This is a genomic window from Argonema galeatum A003/A1 (assembly GCF_023333595.1).
Taxonomy (GTDB): Bacteria; Cyanobacteriota; Cyanobacteriia; order Cyanobacteriales; family Aerosakkonemataceae; genus Argonema; species Argonema galeatum.
On the sequence record NZ_JAIQZM010000055.1, the window covers coordinates 11,854 to 29,628 of the forward strand.

Sequence of the window (17,775 nt, forward strand, 5' to 3'; positions counted from 1 at the left end):
TCTAATGTGGCAGTCTTTTGCGTTCCTATTGCTGTATTTGCACTGGGATTAGCTAAGGTGAGGGTGAGATTTTCGTTACCTTCTACTAAACTGTCTTCGGTGATGGGAACCACAACTGTTTTACTTGTTTCGTTGGCGGCAAAGATAATATTTTGAGTGGTGGCGGTGAAATCTGTGCCGCCTGTTGCTGTGCCGTTTGTTAGTTGTAGGTTTACACTAGATGTGCTTGTGGTGACGCCGGTTCGATTTAAAGTGATGGCGACACCAACTACTGTGCCATCTTCCGATACTTGATAGTTTGCTTGGGAGAATTGGATGCTGCTGTCGTTGTCGATGATTGTCAGACTGGCGTTCTTATTTGTGGCGCTGACGGTGTAGTTTGTGCCGTTGGTGAGGGTGAGATCTACTGTTTCACCAGGATCGATTAGATTATCATCAACGGGAACAACATTAATAGTAGCGGTATCTTTTCCAGCAGCAATAACAATACTGCCGATCGCAATCGTATCAACATTCGTACCGGCAGCAAAACTATAGTCGGCGGGATTGCTGGCTGTACCGGAGGGGGCAAAGTTGACGGTTAAACCGCCAGTTGGCGCGGGACTACTCAGCTTGACATTAAATATGCCGTTGGTTGTACCCTCTTCGTTGGGATTTGTGCCGGGAGTAATGGAAACTTCTGGCGCTTGTACTACGCCGCTGATATCGAAATTGAAGGGATTTTCGTCGGCGTCGTTATTCCCAAAAGATATATTTCCGTTGAAAGTGCTTGCGTTGTTGGCGTCGAGTTGAACTTGAAAGGTGGTAGAATAACCGGCGGCAATTGTAGTGCTGCCGAAGGGACTCGCTAAGCTGAAACCAGTACCTGTGAGGGAAATTGCATTTAAGGTTAAGTCGTTAAAACCTGTGTTTTTGACGGTAAAGGTTTTGGTAATACCAGTACCCAGAGGAGTGGTGCCGAAATTGACGCTACCTGTGTTGTCGGGAATGTCGGTAGCAGTTTCTAATACTTGGATTTCTGGGATGTTGTTGCTAGCGCCAAGAGTGGTCGCTTGTTTGCGGAAATCGTTGGCGTCGTTGTTCGTGTCTGTAGCGTTGGGAACACGCGCTACTGCTTGATCGCCTATAGCGGTTGCAGCACCGTTAGGTGCGCCGCCACCACCAAGTTTCACTTTGTCAATTACAGCACCAGTGTGGTCTTTCAGCAAAATGCTGATGTTGTTACTCATCTGACCGGAACTGGCTACATTACCCAACACAAAATAGTCGCCTGCTTTGGTGTTGGTAAAGCTACCACCGCTAGCACTGATATAATTTTGTACCTGAAACGCTCTAGTAGCAACGTTGTTACTGAGGTCGCCGATTACGTCGGTGCCGTCAAGAAGTTCGATTTTCCAATTAGTTAGGTTTAGTCCATCTTTGGCGATGTAGAGTTCTACCCATTCGTCTACTCCCTGGCTGATTGTGCCTGCGCCGGGTGTACCGTTGAAGTTGTTGGTACTCCAGTCTTGTTGCGGGTCGGTGACGACTTCGTTAAGCAGGACGGAACTTGCGGGTGCGGGTATTCCGGTGACGTTAATGCCGATCGCATCATTATCCGTCTTACTTCCACCACTCCCAGTATTCCCTTGGTCATCTACGGAGATATTAATACTGTCAGTACCGTTAAAATTGGTATTACCTTTATAAGTGAGATTACTTAAAGCCGTATTGATATCGGCAAGCTTGCCGCTAAACGTTATGGTAGGGTCGGTTGTGCCGTCGCCTGTGGTAAAGGTGAGTCCGGTTGTCGAACTTAAAGTCAGAACTCCGCTAGTCGCAGATACAGTAACTTTTACAGCAGCAGTACCCGCATCCACATCGGCAATGCTAATACCCCCAATGGCTAAATTCGTGTCTTGATTGACGGTTTGACTGCTGGGAACAGTTAGATCTGGCGCGTCGTTGACGGGGTTGACGGTGATAGTGAAGGTTTGCGCGGCGCTGGTGTTGACGTTCGGTGCGATGTTGCTGCCGTTGTCGGTGAGTACCACCTGGACGGTAGCTGTACCGCTGCTGTTCGATGCGGATGTAAAGGTGAGTTTGCCAGTAGTCGCGTCAATAGCTGGTGCGGATGTAAAGGTCAAACCGCCAGTTGTCCCGGTGATGGTGGGAGTAAAGGTTAAAATTTGGCTGGTTTCGTCGATCGCGGTAGCTGGGCCGGGGAGAATATTGGTTGCCCATGCGATCGCTTGTCCGCCTGCGTCCTCATTTACCGCCACATCGCTGCCTTTGGTGAACTGCGGCGCGTCGTTGATGGGGTTGACGGTGATAGTGAAGGTTTGCGCGGCGCTGGTGTTGACGTTCGGTGCGATGTTGCTGCCGTTGTCGGTGAGTACCACCTGGACGGTAGCTGTACCGCTGCTGTTCGATGCGGATGTAAAGGTGAGTTTGCCAGTAGTCGCGTCAATAGCAGGTGCGGATGTAAAGGTCAAACCGCCAGTTGTCCCGGTGATGGTGGGAGTAAAGGTTAAAATTTGGCTGGTTTCGTCGGTCGCGGTAGCTGGGCCGGGGAGAATATTGGTTGCCCATGCGATCGCTTGTCCGCCTGCGTCCTCATTTACCGCCACATCGCTGCCTTTGGTGAACTGCGGCGCATCGTTGATGGGGTTGACAGTAATGTTGGCAGTCGTAGTGGTGTTGCTGAAAGCGGTTTGTCCGCCGTTGACGGAGGCGTTCACCCCTGTTTGGCCGTTTTTGAGACCGTTGGTGGTATCCCAAGCGCGGAAAGTGATGCCGGGATTGACAGTGCCGTTGTAGTCGGTGTTGGGAACGAAGCGAACTCTCGTATCTGTCTGAAGTGCGATGCGTTTGAAGTCGAAGTTACCCGATGCAGAACTGGTGTTATCGCCCAAGAATAAGAAGTTTGGCTGTTCGTAGGGATCGTAGGGTAAACCTGCACCAGCGGAGTCGAAGGCCCGATAGTCGCGCAATGCACCGCTGAGAATTTGCGTGCCATTGGATTTGAGGGTGTAATTATTGTTTAAAACTGACAGTTCGTAGCGAGTCAAAGGGGAGGTTGACTGCAAGGCACGTTCTGTGGTGCTGTGAGTGAAAAGAGTTCTAGTGGGGTTGGGAACGGGCGTTACATTCGGGCCATCATTCTTGATCCATATTTCGTCCGGCCAAAAGCTAAGTTCGATCGCTTTAGTGTTGTCGCTGCTAACTGCGATCAAGCTCAAACCAGAACGGTCTATCAGTCCGTCACTGTTATCATCGCTGGAGTGATATTCGCTGTTGAGTTTGCCATCGAAACGAACGGTAAAGCCTTTAGTGCGATCGAGAATCGGAAAAGCTGGATTGACTAAAGTTGCAGATAATGCTTGGTAATTGCTGTAGCCAGCCGCTGATGAAACCTGAGTTACTAAGTTGGTCAAGTTACCACTAGCAGTTTGAGTGCCAACAGGAGGAGAAGTGCCAAATTGGAACCAGCCTTGGCTATTGGGTGTACCAGTGACAAAGCCGCTGTAGAGTGATGTCCAACCCAAGACTGTGGCGCTGCTATCGGAAACCGCGCCGAAGGGTGTCCAAGTTGTGCCATCTGTGGAGAATTGCCAAGCGCCGTTAGTGTTATCCACTCCCGTGACGGCAATTCCCAACGGGTCGCTGTTATCGTCGGTGGCTAAACCAGCAATTAGGTCGGAAACCAGCATTCCCGTATTGCTGGCAAGAGATTCGTCTTCGTTAATAGTTGGTAGAGTTGACGTTCCCGCAGTTAAAACTGGCGCTTTATTGACATCGACTTCATAAGCACCGATGTCAGCAATTGCGGTGCCGTTTATATCCCCGTCGCTGGGCCGAGGCATTCCTCTTTGGTCGGTGGTGGGTGCATCGGCGGCGTTAGCTGCATCGATGGCCTTACTGCCAGTAACTAAAGCGTGAGTTTTAGTCGGGCCACCGTTAATAGCTAGAGTGGTATTAATTACGCTTCCGGCAGCAACACCTGAAATATCGCTGCCAAAACCGCTGCTGCCAGTTGTGTCCCCAATTATGTTGGTATTATTGCTGGTAAAGGTTCCCGAAACATCGGAGTTGCTGGTGGCGGTGTTGCCAATGACGATCGAATTTTTGATCGTAACGGCACCGCTTTCCACAAAAATTCCGCCGCCAATACCGGATTTGGCTGTGTTATTAAAAATAGTGCTGTTGACAATACTTAACGTAGCCGAATTACGGTTTCGGATAGCACCGCCTTGACTGTTACCAATACCGCTGCCGTTATGAACGTTGCCGCTAATGGTGGTATTGGTCAGGTTTAGCGTAGCAGTTGCACCATCGTTTTCGATCGCACCACCCCCGTCAACACTCCCGCCATCACCTTGGGCAGTGTTATTACTGATAGTGCTGTTTTGGATATTCATGGTGCCAAAATTGGCAATCGCACCGCCATCATCACCAGCAGCGTTGTTGCGTAGGGTGCTGTTGTTGATATTGACTGTACCGCTAATGTTGGATATGGCACCAGCATCGGGTGCGGAACCACCCGAAGAACCAGTGACGTTTCCATTTTCAAGGGTTATGTCGTTTAGAGTTAGGTTGCCTGAAGATCCGCCAATAGTAAACAAACGGAAGGTTGTTGAGGCGCTGTTGTCTCGTGCGATCGTTGCGCTGTTACCGTTGATGATAATATCCGAAGTAATTACCGGGAGGCCGCTATTTCCCCAGTCGATCCCGCTAGTGTAGTTGTATGCGCCTGATGTCAGGGTGTAAGTGCCGCCCAATAAGTTAATGGTGTCCGCGCCAGGATTAGTAATTTCATCGTTGGCATTGGTAATCGCATTAATAAGCCCTGTAGCATCACCATAATTAACATTGAAGGTGGCTAAAATTCCCTGATAAGATGCGATCGCACTCGCCACAAACGCCAAGGATGCTTTAATCTTTCCGGTGGTAACTTGCAAATTCCAGTCGCCGCCCAGTGCTGCGTTACCCGTTAAGTTATGGGAAGCCGCAATATCTGCACCTGTCAACTCCTTCAGTCGTTGCAGGAAGGAAACCCCACCCCCATCCCCTCCCCGCCACGGGGAGGGGGGCAGGAAGGAAGAAACTCCATCCCCTTGCGTGGAGGGGTGTGTATTTAGCCCCCTCTCCGTTGCGGAGAGGGGGTTGGGGGTGAGGTCTGCCGCCACGTTACAACCGTAGAGGAGGATCTCGGCATCATCCGTTAAAGCATTCTGCCACTGTTGCAACTGAGGCGCGTATGTGTGGAGATTGTCCGAATTCAGTTGCGTTTTGCCGAAATGCAAGCTGCCGGGACTACCGTGCGAGACGATGTGAACCGCGTTTGTGCCATTACGAGAAGCCAGCACTTCCGTAATTTGCCCGATCGCATCCCGCGTCCCATCGAGGATAATTACTTCGGTTCCCGGTTCAACCGCAGCAGCAAGACCCTGGTAGTCGGGCACTGTTGAGTCGATGAAAACTAGGGCTTTTTGCTGGCTGCTGGAGTTGATGTTGTTTACCATAGCGGAACCTTTTATAGAGTTATTGACGGCGCAAATAACAATTTATATCTATCAACGCCTAGACAGGATTTTCCAAATTATGAGCCAAAAACCCGCCAAAATTTATCAAATCTTGATATTTAAGTTTTATCTAAGTAATTTCACTATATTTGCGATCTCGGTATTTCCACTATCTCACCAATATAACTGATGCTGGGAGTGGTTTGTCCACTTTAATTAGGTTAGCAATGAAGCTAAGTTACTCGCCAACTAGAAATGAAACATGGGCGCTAACAACGCGCCAACCTTCTGCGGTTCGCATCCAAGTTTGACTTTGGCGTCCGATCTGATTTGAGGATGGTGGGCGTTTAAATTCTGTATTTACTGTGGCCAAATCCCGTCCGTAAGTGGTGATGACAGTATTTATCAGTACCCTTTCTAAATTAGCGGACGATCGCTTGCTGCGAAAAGTGGCTATAGCATCATAACCGTACAGATTTTCTTCCACGCCAAAGCGGACAGTCTGGGAACTTTGCCAAAATAGTTCGTCTAGTACGGCGATGTCATTGCTAATTAATGCCTTTTCATAACGCTGAAATGCTGCTGTCACTTCAGCTACCACATCGGGAATATTGATATCCATAGTTTGGGTAAATAAATATTAGCGATTGTAGTGGGCATTGCCCACCACAAATCCTACGAGTAACCTTGGCCCGATCGATCTGGCAATCCCATCACACTGCGATAATGGGCTGACACTTCACCCAGTGTTTTTGACTGGCGATTTGTACTCCACTGACTGCGATCGAACAATTCCTTTCTTAACTTATCTACATCGATAGTTGTCACCTGCCCATTCGCAACAACTCTTTTGCCATTTACCCAAACACTGTCAACCGCCTGAGTGGGACGACCCAATATTAACAAACCTATCGGGTCTGTGCGCGGTAACAGCGACAAACTCTTAAGATCGTAAAGTACCATATCGGCTTTTTTGCCCACAGTCAGAGAACCAAGTTCATCCGCCACATTCAATCCTTTAGCACCTCCCAAAGATGCCATTTCCACCGATTGACGCGGTTCGATCCAGTGGTGATAATCTAAATCCGTCACGTTGTGCAAAATCGAACCAATCTTGATAGCTTCCAGCAAATCTTGCGAATCGTTACTAGCAGAACCATCACACCCAAAAGACACATTGACTCCCGCTTGCAGATATTTCAAAATAGGAGCAATGCCGCTACCCAAACGCAGGTTACTGAGGGGATTATGTACAACGGTGGATTGAGTTTCTACCAAAATGGCAATATCTGCATCGGTCAAATGCACGCAGTGGGCTAAAGAAGTGCGGGAACCCAGATAACCGATGCGCTGCAGATGTTCAACTGCGCTACATCCGTATTTTTCTTGAGCTAGCAACACTTGGGCTTTAGTTTCTAGCAGGTGAGAATGGCGACAGAGATTGTAGCGATCGCTCAATTCTGCACAACCTTCAAACAAAGCATCAGAACACAGTTGAATTCCCGTCGGCGCAACCAGAATATAAACGCCTTCTTCTGGTTTGTGAAACTTATTTACAGCGTCTTCTATTAATTGCAGAGTGGCGCTTGTCGAGCGAATATAAGTTTCGTGTTCCTGTTTTGTATCGCCGCTGGGAATGCCTGCTGTGAGAGATTCATCCTGAATGAGGGGGGCGATAAAAGCGCGGATACCGACTTCTTTGTAAGCGCGAACAGCCGTAGCAATAGTTTCGATTTCTTTACCCGGAATCAAAACTAAGTGATCGACAACACTTGTGCCTCCAGACAGCAAAGTTTCTACCGCCGTACCTAAAGCAGTCAGGTAAATTTGTTCCAGTTCCAGAGGTACAAAGTCGTAGAGTTCTGCAAGCCACAATTCTAGGGGAACCGGGGGAATCACTCCCCGCTGCCACATCTCCGAGGAGTGGGTGTGCGCGTTGACGAAACCGGGGAGGAGGAGTTTGTTGTTACAATCGACAGCAATGCCGATCGCATCCAGATTGGGGTCAATAGCGGCAATGCGATCGCCTACTACTTGCACATCAGCGGTTGCGTAAGCGCGATCGACCGGAATTAACGCTTGTTGGAGAGTAAAACTCACAAATTTTACCTTGAAATTAAGAATTTAGAAAGTTTTGGAGGCTTGGGCATTAAAAGTAGTATTCAACATAATATAAGTGTAATTTAATTTGGAACTATAACAGAACTCATTCCTCATTCCCCAAAACTATGATGAAACCCCTCCGTACCTTGGGCGTACCCCCAAATGCCTGGGCAGTTGATGCCGAAATAGCCGATATCACCCGCCCGCCCCTCGAACCCCAATCCATAATACTGCCAACAGAAACCAAAAAGCTACGCCTGGATTTGGCAAAAGCAGCCATATTAGTAATTGATATGCAAAATGACTTCTGTCATCCAGATGGCTGGCTAGCGCATATTGGCGTAGACGTGACACCCACACAGACTCCCATCAATCCCCTCAAAACACTACTGCCAGAATTGCGAAAAGCCAATGTTTCTGTAATTTGGCTAAATTGGGGAAACCGTCCCGATTTACTGAATATCAGTGCTGGATTGCGCCACGTTTACAATCCTACAGGCTCGAGCGTAGGTTTGGGCGATCCTTTGCCTGTCAGTGGTGCCAAAGTCCTGATGGCTGGTAGTTGGGCAGCGGCAGTAGTAGATGAATTAGAACAAAAACCTGAAGATATCCGTGTTGATAAATACAGAATGAGCGGTTTTTGGGATACTCCTTTAGATAGTATCCTGCGAAACCTGGGAAAAACTACTCTATTCTTTGGAGGAGTGAATGCCGATCAGTGCGTAATGGCTACATTGCAAGATGCTAACTTCCTGGGTTATGACTGTATTTTAGTTGAGGATTGCACCGCCACTACTTCCCCAGAGTATTGCTGGCAAGCCACTCTTTATAACGTAAAACAATGTTTTGGTTTTGTCACCGATTCCCAAGCTATCTTAAAGGCAATTACTCATTCGATTTTGGATGAAAGGATTTTAGATTTTGGATTGAACCCACAGCAGTAAAAACAACTAATCACATCATGTCCTTACACATCGGTGACCTAAAAAACTCGTGTGATTATTCTTATCTGCGTTTATCTGCGTTTATCTGTCTTCATCTGCGGTAAAAATTTAACCAACGATGACAACAGACAATTTGACTATCTAACTACCAAATAACAAAGGAAAAAGGACAAATGACTAATCGTTGCATGATTCCGGTTGTTAAGTCTCTCAGAGATTATCAAGCTTTTCGCATCAGTCCCCAGGACAGCAATCGGTTAGCGATCGTCTTCGATCCGGCAAGTGCTAACGTATCGTTAACTTTGTGCGTCGAAATTTTTGATGCTGGTGGTAAAACTCCTCCCAATCGTCATAATATGGCTGTGGAAATGTTTTTTATCCTCAAAGGAGAAGGATTGGCAACCTGTGATGGAAAAACCGTTTCTATTAGTGCCGGAGACAGCATATTAGTACCGCCAACAGGAACTCACGAACTTAAAAATACGGGTTCCGGGCGCTTGTACGCCCTGTGTTTTATGGTTCCCAACGAAGACTTTGTGGAACTGATTCGCAGCGGCACACCCGTAGAGTTAGATGAAGAAGATTTAAGAGTTCTCAGTCGTACAGATGCGCTGGTTCCATGCTAAAAAAAGCCACTTGCGATCGCAAGCTAAGCCTAAAATGCTGCTAAGGTGTGCAGCCATTAGACAGAGACACCAGTTCAGGTACTTATGGAAGTGCGATCGGCCCATGAGTACCTTCCCAAAGATAGCCTGCTGTAGAGCTCCGCCCGTTCCCTACAATAGCCAATGTAAGCAAACGTTGCTCATGGTTTAGCAATGTACTTAAATACAAAAACAATGGGCCACATCCACATCATTCGCGACTTTTACTCATTTGCAGAACAAGTTAATCGCACCCTCCGCATCTTTACCCCAGACGCCTACGATCGGCAACCTGATAGGCGCTTTCCGGTGCTGTATATGTTCGACGGACAAAATATCTTTTCTGACCCGGAATCTGCTGTATACGATACTTGGTGCGCCAACACCACACTAGAGCGCTTGGTATCTGAACTCACTATCCAACCTTGGATTATTGTCGGTATCGACCACTTACCAAACCGCATCGAAGAGTATTCCCCGTGGATAGGCGGTCGCGCTCATTTAACAGCAGAGTTTTTGATTAATCACTTAAAGCCTTACATCGATCGCACTTACCGCACCTTGCCAGAAACCGAAAATACCGCAGTCATGGGATCTAGTATGGGCGGATTATTTTCCCTATATTTAGGCAAAACCTATCCCCAAATTTTTGGGCGAATTGGCGGGATTTCTCCGGCGCTGATGTTAGCGGGCGGCCAAATGTTTTATTACTGGGATAGGCACACCCGCTTCGGGTCAAAAATACTGCTGTACGTCGGTAGCAAGGAGCAATATTCCTTCTACGGAGTTGGGTTGGATTATGTACCCATTACCCAAGACTTTTACAATCGTTTGAAACAGCTTGGTTACACCGATTCTGAGTTGCATTTTGTGCTAGCAGAAGGGGAGATCCACCACGAAACTTCTTGGCAAAAACAGCTACCGGCTTTGATGACTTGGTTGCTTGCGCCACAAGCAAATACCAGCTTTTTTTAGGTTACTGCTAAATTAAATGGGCGACCGGGGGCTCAAACCCTGAACCACCCGATTAAGAGGAAATCTTCTTGCTTACCTGCCCTTCCCTAATATATGGAAGTATATATTAGGGAAGGGCGCTGCAATACCTGACCTTCCTAGAAAGAAATACATAAAAGAATTAATGAGTTATTACGTTTGTTATGGGGTCAAGTCGCTCAGTGGACTGGGAACAGCGCTGAAACTATTTGGAAGCACTACGCTGGCTTGGTCAGTACGCAGGAAGTGCCAGTTTTGTAACCATGAAAAAGTCCACTGGGCCTGTCTACCGTGCCCAGTGGATTTGCTAAGGCGATCGCAGCCGTTTTATCGCCTTCTATTCCCAACACATCCTTGCTGAGATATTCTGCCATCTGGCATGGTTGCGCGACACAAGTTGGCACCTTGGAGATTTGCACCGCTTAAGTTAGCTCGGAACAAAATAGAGCCACTTAAATTGGCAGATGTCAAATTGGCCTTACTTAAATTGGCTCCATTTAAACGAGTGTTACTTAAATTAGCGCCACTTAAATTAGCTCGACTGAAATTAATATAAAGAAGACCTTTGTTGTTAAGGTTGACTCCCCTAAGATTAGCGCCGCTTAGATTGGTTTCATGTGACCAAAAAGCATCTCTGATTCGCGCACCGGCTAAATTTGCTCCACTTAAGTTGGTATTTGATAGAATGGCCTCCACGAGATTTGCGCCAGCAAGATTCGCTGCACTTAAGTTGGCATTTCTAAGATTAGCTCCTGTAAGATTTGCGCGGGTCAAGTTAACACCACTTAAGTTAGTACCCTCGAATGTTCCACTGCGAAGGTTTGCACCGGCCAAGTTAACGCCTTTTAAGTCGGCTCCACTTAAGTCACACCCCTCGCAGTCTCCGGCTCGTCGTATCTGTCTAACATGATCTGGATCGGCGGCTATTGAAATGGTTGTGCCAGTAAGGGCCAGGAGCAAAGCTGAAAGTATCGCTTTCGATTTCATGGATTTGTTCAGTTCGTGTAGAAGTAATAATATTTTCCATCTTTACTAAACCCGATCGCTGGCTTCTATCTACACGAATGAACCTATGATGACTCAGCTTGGGGTAAAAATAAATTTTGGCGCGTCAACGGCGCGTCAACGGCGCATCAAGAAGCATCAAACCAAAATCTACGATCGCGCAGCGCCCCAAACCAAAATCCCTGAAATCCAGTTATTATAAGGATTCCAGGGATTTATTTTGATGGGCGACCGGGGGCTCGAACCCCGAACCACCAGATTAAGAGTGCGCCTAAATAGGCAGTTGGCTAATTTGGGACATTTTGTTTTATAAGTAAAATTTAAATGCCTGGAAACCCTTATTTTCTCGTCAAATATTGCAAGGACTAAGCGGACTCGATCCTTTGACTGCTGTGCAAGATTTCTGGTGATTAGATGGCTACCTTCCTCTAAAGTCATCGTAAAAGCAAAGTTAGTTATATAGTGCTTAAGATATAATAAATACAGTTTTTTAAAAAAGATAAAAAAAGTGAGAACCTGTGCAATATAGGCTTCCTTCTCCCAATCTAGGCGATCGTCGCATTATAAGAGGCGAAGATGAAGAGCCGTTTTCGAGCGAAGACATGGCGGAGGCTGCAAAAAAGCTTGCAGATGCTTCCAACATCCCTCTGCCTGATAGTTTCCAATGGAACGCTTCCTCTGCTGAAGCAAAACTTATTCGATTTATAGGGAGCGTCACGATCACAAACGAGATAATTGTGAATCCCGATCCTTTGAAAGATTATTCACACAGCGGCGGTGGGTCGGAACGGCTGGATACTCAACAAATATTGTCAGTCGTTTACCTGCCTCAAGAATACACTCTACGGGCTACCCCGACAACTGTTAACAGGCAGTCCGCCGCCGGGGGTGGGATATCTGGAATTAGGAAATTTTCTGATACATTTTATAAATTTAGTCTTGTCGATAACAATGGAATTTTAGTACCCACAAGCAGTTCAATTTCATTCCCTGTCAACAGATTAAACAATTACCCAGAACTTATGGGTTACCATTATTTCCAAGATTATTTTTGGTGGGTTAGTTTCCAGGGTTTTGAGCTATGGCATTCAACTTCCAGTACCAATATTTATGAAATTTCCGAAACGCCAATAATTAGGCCCGATCCATTACCGCCACCACCACCACCACCTATCTTCTATTCACCGCCACCGCCTCCCTGCGATATCCCCATAACTGTAGATCCAGGCTTTAGAGATACCGGATATTTCTGTATGAGCCATTCAGAATACAACACGCTCATGCCCCGGTTTCCACAAATAAATCAAAACATAAATACTACCAACAATTTATTAAGGGAGTCCTTATAATGCCTGCTTCACCAAACGGGGGAACTACAGAGTATGCAAATATAGTTGGAGGCATAAGTTCTGTAGATGCCAAAGTTACTGAACAACAAGAATTACTTCAAGAGCAATTCAGTAAAAAAGTTGATGGAGCAACCGTCACCGAAGCAGGTATTGGAGTCGCTGCAACTGTTACGGCTTACCAAACAATAACCATAAACGCTCAAACCCTAGAATCGCCAGCTGCTATAAGTACTACTGTTCGCTCCGCTCAAGGAACTTTGTCTGCAAACATGGGGAATCTTGCCAGCCAGCTATCTTACAAGCTTGGCGAACTCGTAGGAGCCGTCGCGCGCGGCGGGCTAGGCGGGCTAGTAAAAGTAGGCGAATTTGTGATGGCGATTATTACCCCCATCACAGCAACTGTGGCGGCAGTCGCAGGGGCGGCTTACTTGGTAATTGAAGCTTATTGTCAGCTATCAGTTCGCGTTTCGGAATTAAGCGATAGAGTATCCGCCCAAGAAACAGAAATAGGTAATATTAACGCAACTATTAATCAAACCATCAAGCCCACTCTGGCTCGACAAGAAATAAAACTCAGAACAATTGAAGGAGAAATTGTGAATTTAAAAGAACAGGTATTAGATACTAAAGTATCAATCTTAAACGCAGTCTCTGCTATTCCAGAAGCTTCAAGCCTCGCCACGACATCAAGAATCGAAAGACCTGATGGGATAATGAAAAAAGGATTTGAGGGGATGGGGGGGAAAATTGATGATGTCAAAAATGCTGTAACAGGCGGATTTAAAAAGTTGTTCGGTTGGCTGCCGTTGCAGGAAGTTATGACAGGAATCACCTTTATAGTAACATTGCACAATGCAGCGATGTTATCCAACAATCTTGTTCAAACACTGGGAACAATTATCGATACTGGCCTTGATGTCATCGGCATGAAAAATGAAGAGGGGCAATCCTTTAACATCAGCGAAATTCTTGGAAAAAAAGCTTCTGACCTGATGAAAACTTTGCTAGGTGAGGCTACATGGACTAATGTGCAGAACGACTTTAAGCTGGCCAATCGGATGTACCAAGCGACCTCAAATATTGCGAATTCCATTAATAGCTTGCTCGACAGTACTCGGTCCATTATCCAGCTTGGGGCCGAAAATACTGGCAAAATAGGAAATGCTCTGAAAGCTGCGGGAGTAGTTTGGGAGAATGCGTATAACTGGATGCCCGAACAAATAAACGAGATTACGGCAAAGCAAAACGCTCTTACCAAAATCACTACAACAATTCAAGAAATTGATAATACTGCTGGAATAGTTAGCAGTGCGGTAAGTGAAATCAAGTCAATCCAAGATACTGTTGGGGAAATCAAAAAACAGCAAGAAGAGTGGGATAAAGCTAAAAAAGAATTGTCAGACACTATTACAGGCCAGAAAACACAATCTAAACTGAATTCTGAATCAACCATAGTAACCAAAGCAGATTTCAAAGCACCTTTATAAGAGTGGATTATGCCATTGCCAGCTAATTTTAATACTTGGGAACACTTACAAGGCTTGTTGATGTCCGTCCAAAATCGGATGGTCTTTCAAGAATTCAAAGATGTTGAAGACGACGACAATATCACTGCGCCCCGCTCTAGCTTGAAAGTTGCGTGCTGGCTTCGTGATGCTGATACAGCGATAATTACTTTACTTAAACTTTTCTTATTTCACATAATAATTCGTGGCTTTGACATAACAGAATTAGAGGCTTTGATTGCTTCTAATTCTGTTGCGGGAGTTAAAAGAAAAACCCTTCCTAAAGTAACTTTGTATTTCGCCAATGAAAGAAATTCGCCGGAAGATAAATCAATCTGGCGACAAATAAGTTTTCGGATTCCGGGGGAAACAAGTGAAACATTTACTAAAACCGAAGCTCTTAAAATAGCAAATAAAATTAAATCCCTTTTTGGTAATAATTTTGGCTGGAATTGCGGCAGAAATCTATACTCTTACACCGAATGGGAGCGCGGATATCAATTTCAAGTTCTTTCCGTAAGTTCAACAGAAGCCAAGAGAGTAATAAAAGAGATTCTTGAAATAAATAGCCACACCCCAAATTGGACTTATCTTAATGAAATTTCAAATGATGAACCATCCGAAACTTACCCAACCAACCCGGCGACACTCCATATTTTGGGAGATCCTTACAAAGAACCGACTAGGCGAGCTCAGGTCAAAGTTTTTTTTCAATACGCAACTCTATCGCTACCGCCTAAAAAACCAATATTTTTATACGATCGGCGGGGCTTGGCAAAAGACCCGCTAGTTGACTAGGGATAACCTTGAATCCGAATTAAATGGTACACCCTTTCGGCGACTAATTTTTGGGCTGTTGAGTCATGATAAATGGTAAGCAGAACTACAAAAAAATACTATGGGCAGACGAAGGACATCTGGTGAATTAGAGGAAATGCTCCGCTTAGCCAGGGCGAGAGAACAAGCTCGACTTCAACATCGAATAGATAACCCAGCACCCTACCGGGGTAGGGGGCCACGAACAGAGGGACTCTACAGAAGTATGCTGCGATTTAAAGGTACTTCCAGGGCGGTTTACGAAATAAGCGTCGATAAAGAGACCGTACCGGGCAAATTAACTCTCGCACAAGTGGGACTTTTAGCTGCGAACGCGGCACTCGGAGCTGGTGAAATTTTAATCGGCGCAATCAAAGGAAGTGGCGTTAAGCCCACAAAAATCCAATGGTTTTTCGGCGTTGCCCCACAAGCTGTACCCCCCTCGACCGGACATGGGCGATGGATTAGGCGATGGGCTAGGGATACCGGTGGACAATCGCACAGATCCACACCCTTCTCTAGGGTGAGTGGACCAGTTGATTCGGCTGGTTTGACCACAGCCTTTCATGACTTGATTGCAGGGCCTTTAGCGCCAGCATTAGGAGCAGGCGGCGACGCCACTTTAATTTTTGAAAGAGGCAATGTTTCAAACTAATTGGATTGACAATTTGGATTCCGCCTTAAGCTTCTACGTCCCTGTGAATAAGCCTCCTTCGATGGAAGAAGAAGAATATCAAGAAGGCATCAGATCAGTACTTGTTCGCCAGCAAGCAATTGCAGATTTTGTGGATGGAAAAATCTCAGGTTCTGATTTTGCCGAAATTATTGACGAAACGGGGTGCGATCCATCTCAGTACGAAGAAGACGTGATTGACTTTTTCAAATGGAACGGCTGAGGGTAAATGCCTAGTGATTTTCTGGATATTGATTTATCAAATAGCAATTTCTGGGAAATCGAAACCTTTGTTCAGCAAGTTGCAAGCTTAACACCAGATGGTAAAAAATTAGCAATTGCTAATTTCGACATACCTTTGTTTGCTAGATCTAGGATTATGGCAGCAAGGATGTCGAATCCTTTTGCCAAACCTTGGTGGAAATTGGGATGTTTTTTATCTCAAACTATCCCCGCGCCTTTTGTTTTTAATGAATCGCTCAAAATCCAAACTTGGAAAGTGCCCCTTTACTCTGAGTTAAATAAAACTCAGGCAATTTTCTTTCCTGATCCTGTGAGTTTTATTTGGCGTTTATCCGCTTCGGTGCCAACTTGGCACGAAGAAGCTGAAATAACTATTTGGAGATTTACAGGTGATTTACCAGGGCTTCCCATCCAACAACTACTTCTGATGAGAAGTAGGCAAGTGCAAATAGAAAATAAAATCAACGAAATTTTGTTGAGGTTGCCGTGATTCCAGAAAAATACCAAAGCATTATTGAGGAATTTGTCAAACAATTAGAGGAGTTTGAAAAGGCGTATGGTTATTTACCAGAGTGTCGGCTAGTTGTAAAAAAGGATTATGAAACCTTGGTAAAGAGAATACAAAGTGGAGAATTGACAAATTAAATAAGTGACCACCAAAAAAGACTTGCGATATGCTGTAGGTCGGGGCTTTACAAGAATGAGTTTGTTTGGCTCTAGCATTTTATTAGTTTTAAGGCTTTTACTAGATGGAATAAAAATGAATTATTCCGAATCTCTAAATAATGGCCAAAAATTAGTTTCTTTGCACTTTAATCTCGATAGATTTGATTTCTTGTCGTTGTACATTTATTGTCTATTTTTGGCCTTAATGCTTGGAATAGACAATTACACCCTAGGGAAACTTTTAGAGAATATCCCCGTACTGCGGGAATTTGCCCAAAAAATGGGGGGTGTGCGTGGGGGCGAAAGATTTCCCCTATCCAAAGATGATAGCGATAAAGGGGATGAATAATTGGGTATTGTATTAGGAGACTTGCTATCAGAAGTTCACAAAATAGCCCCTCAACTTCCAGATGAAAGTTACCAGCCCATCCCATCGTTCGAGATTGAGCAATTATCAAGGTTCAATTTAGCTGTTCTGGTTCGTTCCGATACTGAGTTGAATGGTTATAGGGCTGCTGATTTAACAATTAAATCGCCTATACCAGAAGGCGATTTAATTCTACAGCAGGTGATGTGCATCCTGGATGAATACCAATTAGTCCAGGTTAAATCACCGACCACACAATTCAAAATCTCAGTCGATGTTCCATTCTGGCTTCGCGACTTAAAAATTAAAATTTGGGAGTGCTTAGAAATGCCCGTTTCAAATACTGGAAATCTCATTTCAAATATTACTCGACGCCTTGAAACCGCTACTTCCACAGAAGGGGTTACTAACGTCACAGCGACTGCAACGGTAATTGTTGCAGCGAATTCAGATCGCACCATTTTGTACGCCACTAATACAGGTAATGAGTGGGTAACCATAGGGCACAAGGCTGCCCTGCTGTCAGGGCAAGGAATTCTACTGTCACCGAATGGCGGGAACTACGCGATCGAAAGCGGAAACCTAGACAAACGAGGTTTGTGGGGCGTCTGCGCCACAGGAAAAACCACAACTGTGGCATTTTATGAGGGTACGGGCGAAGAAGTAGCACAAACTTGATATGCCAATAGATAATAGTCCTACCAGCAGTGGCACTACTAACCACACACATAGTAATAAATCTACTCTTGACGCCATTGCTGGTACTGAATGGTATCGTATCCTTTACGCCGATTCCAACTGGAATTTGGTAATCGGATACGGCACGAATCAAATTTACTTCCGTAGCCGAGAATCTGGTAGCGGCGAGGCAGCGACTGGAAAATTAGAAATAGGCTATTTCAAATTATTGCAAAAACTTACTTTTCCTATTGCTGGGGGGGGAGCTACAAACGGCAATTTAAA

General features: G+C 45.6%; 18 protein-coding genes. 14 read left to right on the plus strand and 4 right to left on the minus strand.

The window, feature by feature from the left end; translation table 11 throughout:
- From LAY41_RS30120 to LAY41_RS30130, 3 genes are all read right to left on the minus strand, one after another.
- On the minus strand, positions 1 to 5,504 hold a 5,504-nt coding region (locus LAY41_RS30120), incomplete at its 3' end, for a DUF4347 domain-containing protein (RefSeq protein WP_249106149.1).
- Between the two features lie 238 nt (positions 5,505 to 5,742).
- On the minus strand, positions 5,743 to 6,126 hold the full coding sequence (hpxZ, locus tag LAY41_RS30125; RefSeq protein ID WP_249106151.1) for an oxalurate catabolism protein HpxZ: 384 nt from the start codon (positions 6,124 to 6,126) through the stop codon (positions 5,743 to 5,745).
- Between the two features lie 53 nt (positions 6,127 to 6,179).
- On the minus strand, positions 6,180 to 7,604 hold the full coding sequence (locus tag LAY41_RS30130) for an amidohydrolase (protein WP_249106153.1): 1,425 nt from the start codon (positions 7,602 to 7,604) through the stop codon (positions 6,180 to 6,182).
- A gap of 128 nt (positions 7,605 to 7,732) precedes the next feature.
- Here LAY41_RS30130 and LAY41_RS30135 point away from each other — a divergent pair, with 128 nt between their 5' ends.
- The 3 genes from LAY41_RS30135 (at position 7,733) to LAY41_RS30145 (ending at position 10,170) form a co-directional block, all read left to right on the plus strand.
- Complete coding sequence (locus LAY41_RS30135; RefSeq protein WP_420840363.1) at positions 7,733 to 8,551, plus strand: cysteine hydrolase family protein; 819 nt, start codon at positions 7,733 to 7,735, stop codon at positions 8,549 to 8,551.
- Between the two features lie 173 nt (positions 8,552 to 8,724).
- A complete protein-coding gene (locus LAY41_RS30140; RefSeq protein ID WP_249106155.1) occupies positions 8,725 to 9,177 on the plus strand; it encodes a cupin domain-containing protein in 453 nt (150 codons plus the stop codon).
- Positions 9,178 to 9,369: 192 nt separating this feature from the next.
- On the plus strand, positions 9,370 to 10,170 hold the full coding sequence (locus LAY41_RS30145) for an alpha/beta hydrolase (RefSeq protein WP_249106157.1): 801 nt from the start codon (positions 9,370 to 9,372) through the stop codon (positions 10,168 to 10,170).
- A gap of 345 nt (positions 10,171 to 10,515) precedes the next feature.
- Here LAY41_RS30145 and LAY41_RS30150 read toward each other — a convergent pair whose 3' ends face one another.
- Positions 10,516 to 11,175, minus strand: a complete 660-nt coding sequence (locus LAY41_RS30150) for a pentapeptide repeat-containing protein (RefSeq protein ID WP_249106158.1) — start codon at positions 11,173 to 11,175, stop codon at positions 10,516 to 10,518.
- 85 nt (positions 11,176 to 11,260) lie between these two features.
- Between LAY41_RS30150 and LAY41_RS32495 the strand changes: the two genes are divergently transcribed.
- The 11 genes from LAY41_RS32495 to LAY41_RS30200 form a co-directional block, all read left to right on the plus strand.
- Positions 11,261 to 11,395, plus strand: a complete 135-nt coding sequence (locus LAY41_RS32495; RefSeq protein WP_275974477.1) for a hypothetical protein — start codon at positions 11,261 to 11,263, stop codon at positions 11,393 to 11,395.
- Between the two features lie 316 nt (positions 11,396 to 11,711).
- The gene (locus LAY41_RS30155) at positions 11,712 to 12,542 is read left to right on the plus strand and encodes a hypothetical protein (RefSeq protein WP_249106160.1); all 831 of its coding nucleotides are present in this window, start codon (positions 11,712 to 11,714) and stop codon (positions 12,540 to 12,542) included.
- Entirely contained in the window at positions 12,542 to 14,029 is a 1,488-nt protein-coding gene (locus LAY41_RS30160; protein WP_249106162.1) for a hypothetical protein, read from the plus strand. The genes LAY41_RS30155 and LAY41_RS30160 overlap by 1 nt, the downstream gene beginning before the upstream one ends.
- Positions 14,030 to 14,107: 78 nt before the next feature.
- Complete coding sequence (locus LAY41_RS30165) at positions 14,108 to 14,845, plus strand: hypothetical protein (protein ID WP_249106164.1); 738 nt, start codon at positions 14,108 to 14,110, stop codon at positions 14,843 to 14,845.
- A 100-nt stretch (positions 14,846 to 14,945) separates the two neighbouring features.
- Positions 14,946 to 15,518 (plus strand): hypothetical protein, encoded by a 573-nt coding sequence (locus LAY41_RS30170; RefSeq protein ID WP_249106166.1) that lies wholly within the window; start codon positions 14,946 to 14,948, stop codon positions 15,516 to 15,518.
- Positions 15,505 to 15,759, plus strand: coding sequence for a hypothetical protein (locus LAY41_RS30175; RefSeq protein WP_249106168.1), 255 nt, complete (start codon positions 15,505 to 15,507; stop codon positions 15,757 to 15,759). Before LAY41_RS30170 ends, LAY41_RS30175 begins: the two co-directional genes overlap by 14 nt.
- 6 nt (positions 15,760 to 15,765) lie before the next feature.
- Entirely contained in the window at positions 15,766 to 16,269 is a 504-nt protein-coding gene (locus tag LAY41_RS30180) for a hypothetical protein (RefSeq protein ID WP_249106170.1), read from the plus strand.
- Positions 16,266 to 16,424, plus strand: coding sequence for a hypothetical protein (locus LAY41_RS30185; protein WP_249106172.1), 159 nt, complete (start codon positions 16,266 to 16,268; stop codon positions 16,422 to 16,424). Before LAY41_RS30180 ends, LAY41_RS30185 begins: the two co-directional genes overlap by 4 nt.
- Positions 16,425 to 16,428: 4 nt before the next feature.
- A complete protein-coding gene (locus tag LAY41_RS30190) occupies positions 16,429 to 16,794 on the plus strand; it encodes a hypothetical protein (protein WP_249106174.1) in 366 nt (121 codons plus the stop codon).
- Positions 16,795 to 17,490 (plus strand): hypothetical protein, encoded by a 696-nt coding sequence (locus LAY41_RS30195; protein WP_249106176.1) that lies wholly within the window; start codon positions 16,795 to 16,797, stop codon positions 17,488 to 17,490. It abuts the gene before it with no gap.
- A gap of 1 nt (position 17,491) precedes the next feature.
- On the plus strand, positions 17,492 to 17,775 hold a 284-nt coding region (locus LAY41_RS30200; RefSeq protein WP_249106178.1), incomplete at its 3' end, for a hypothetical protein.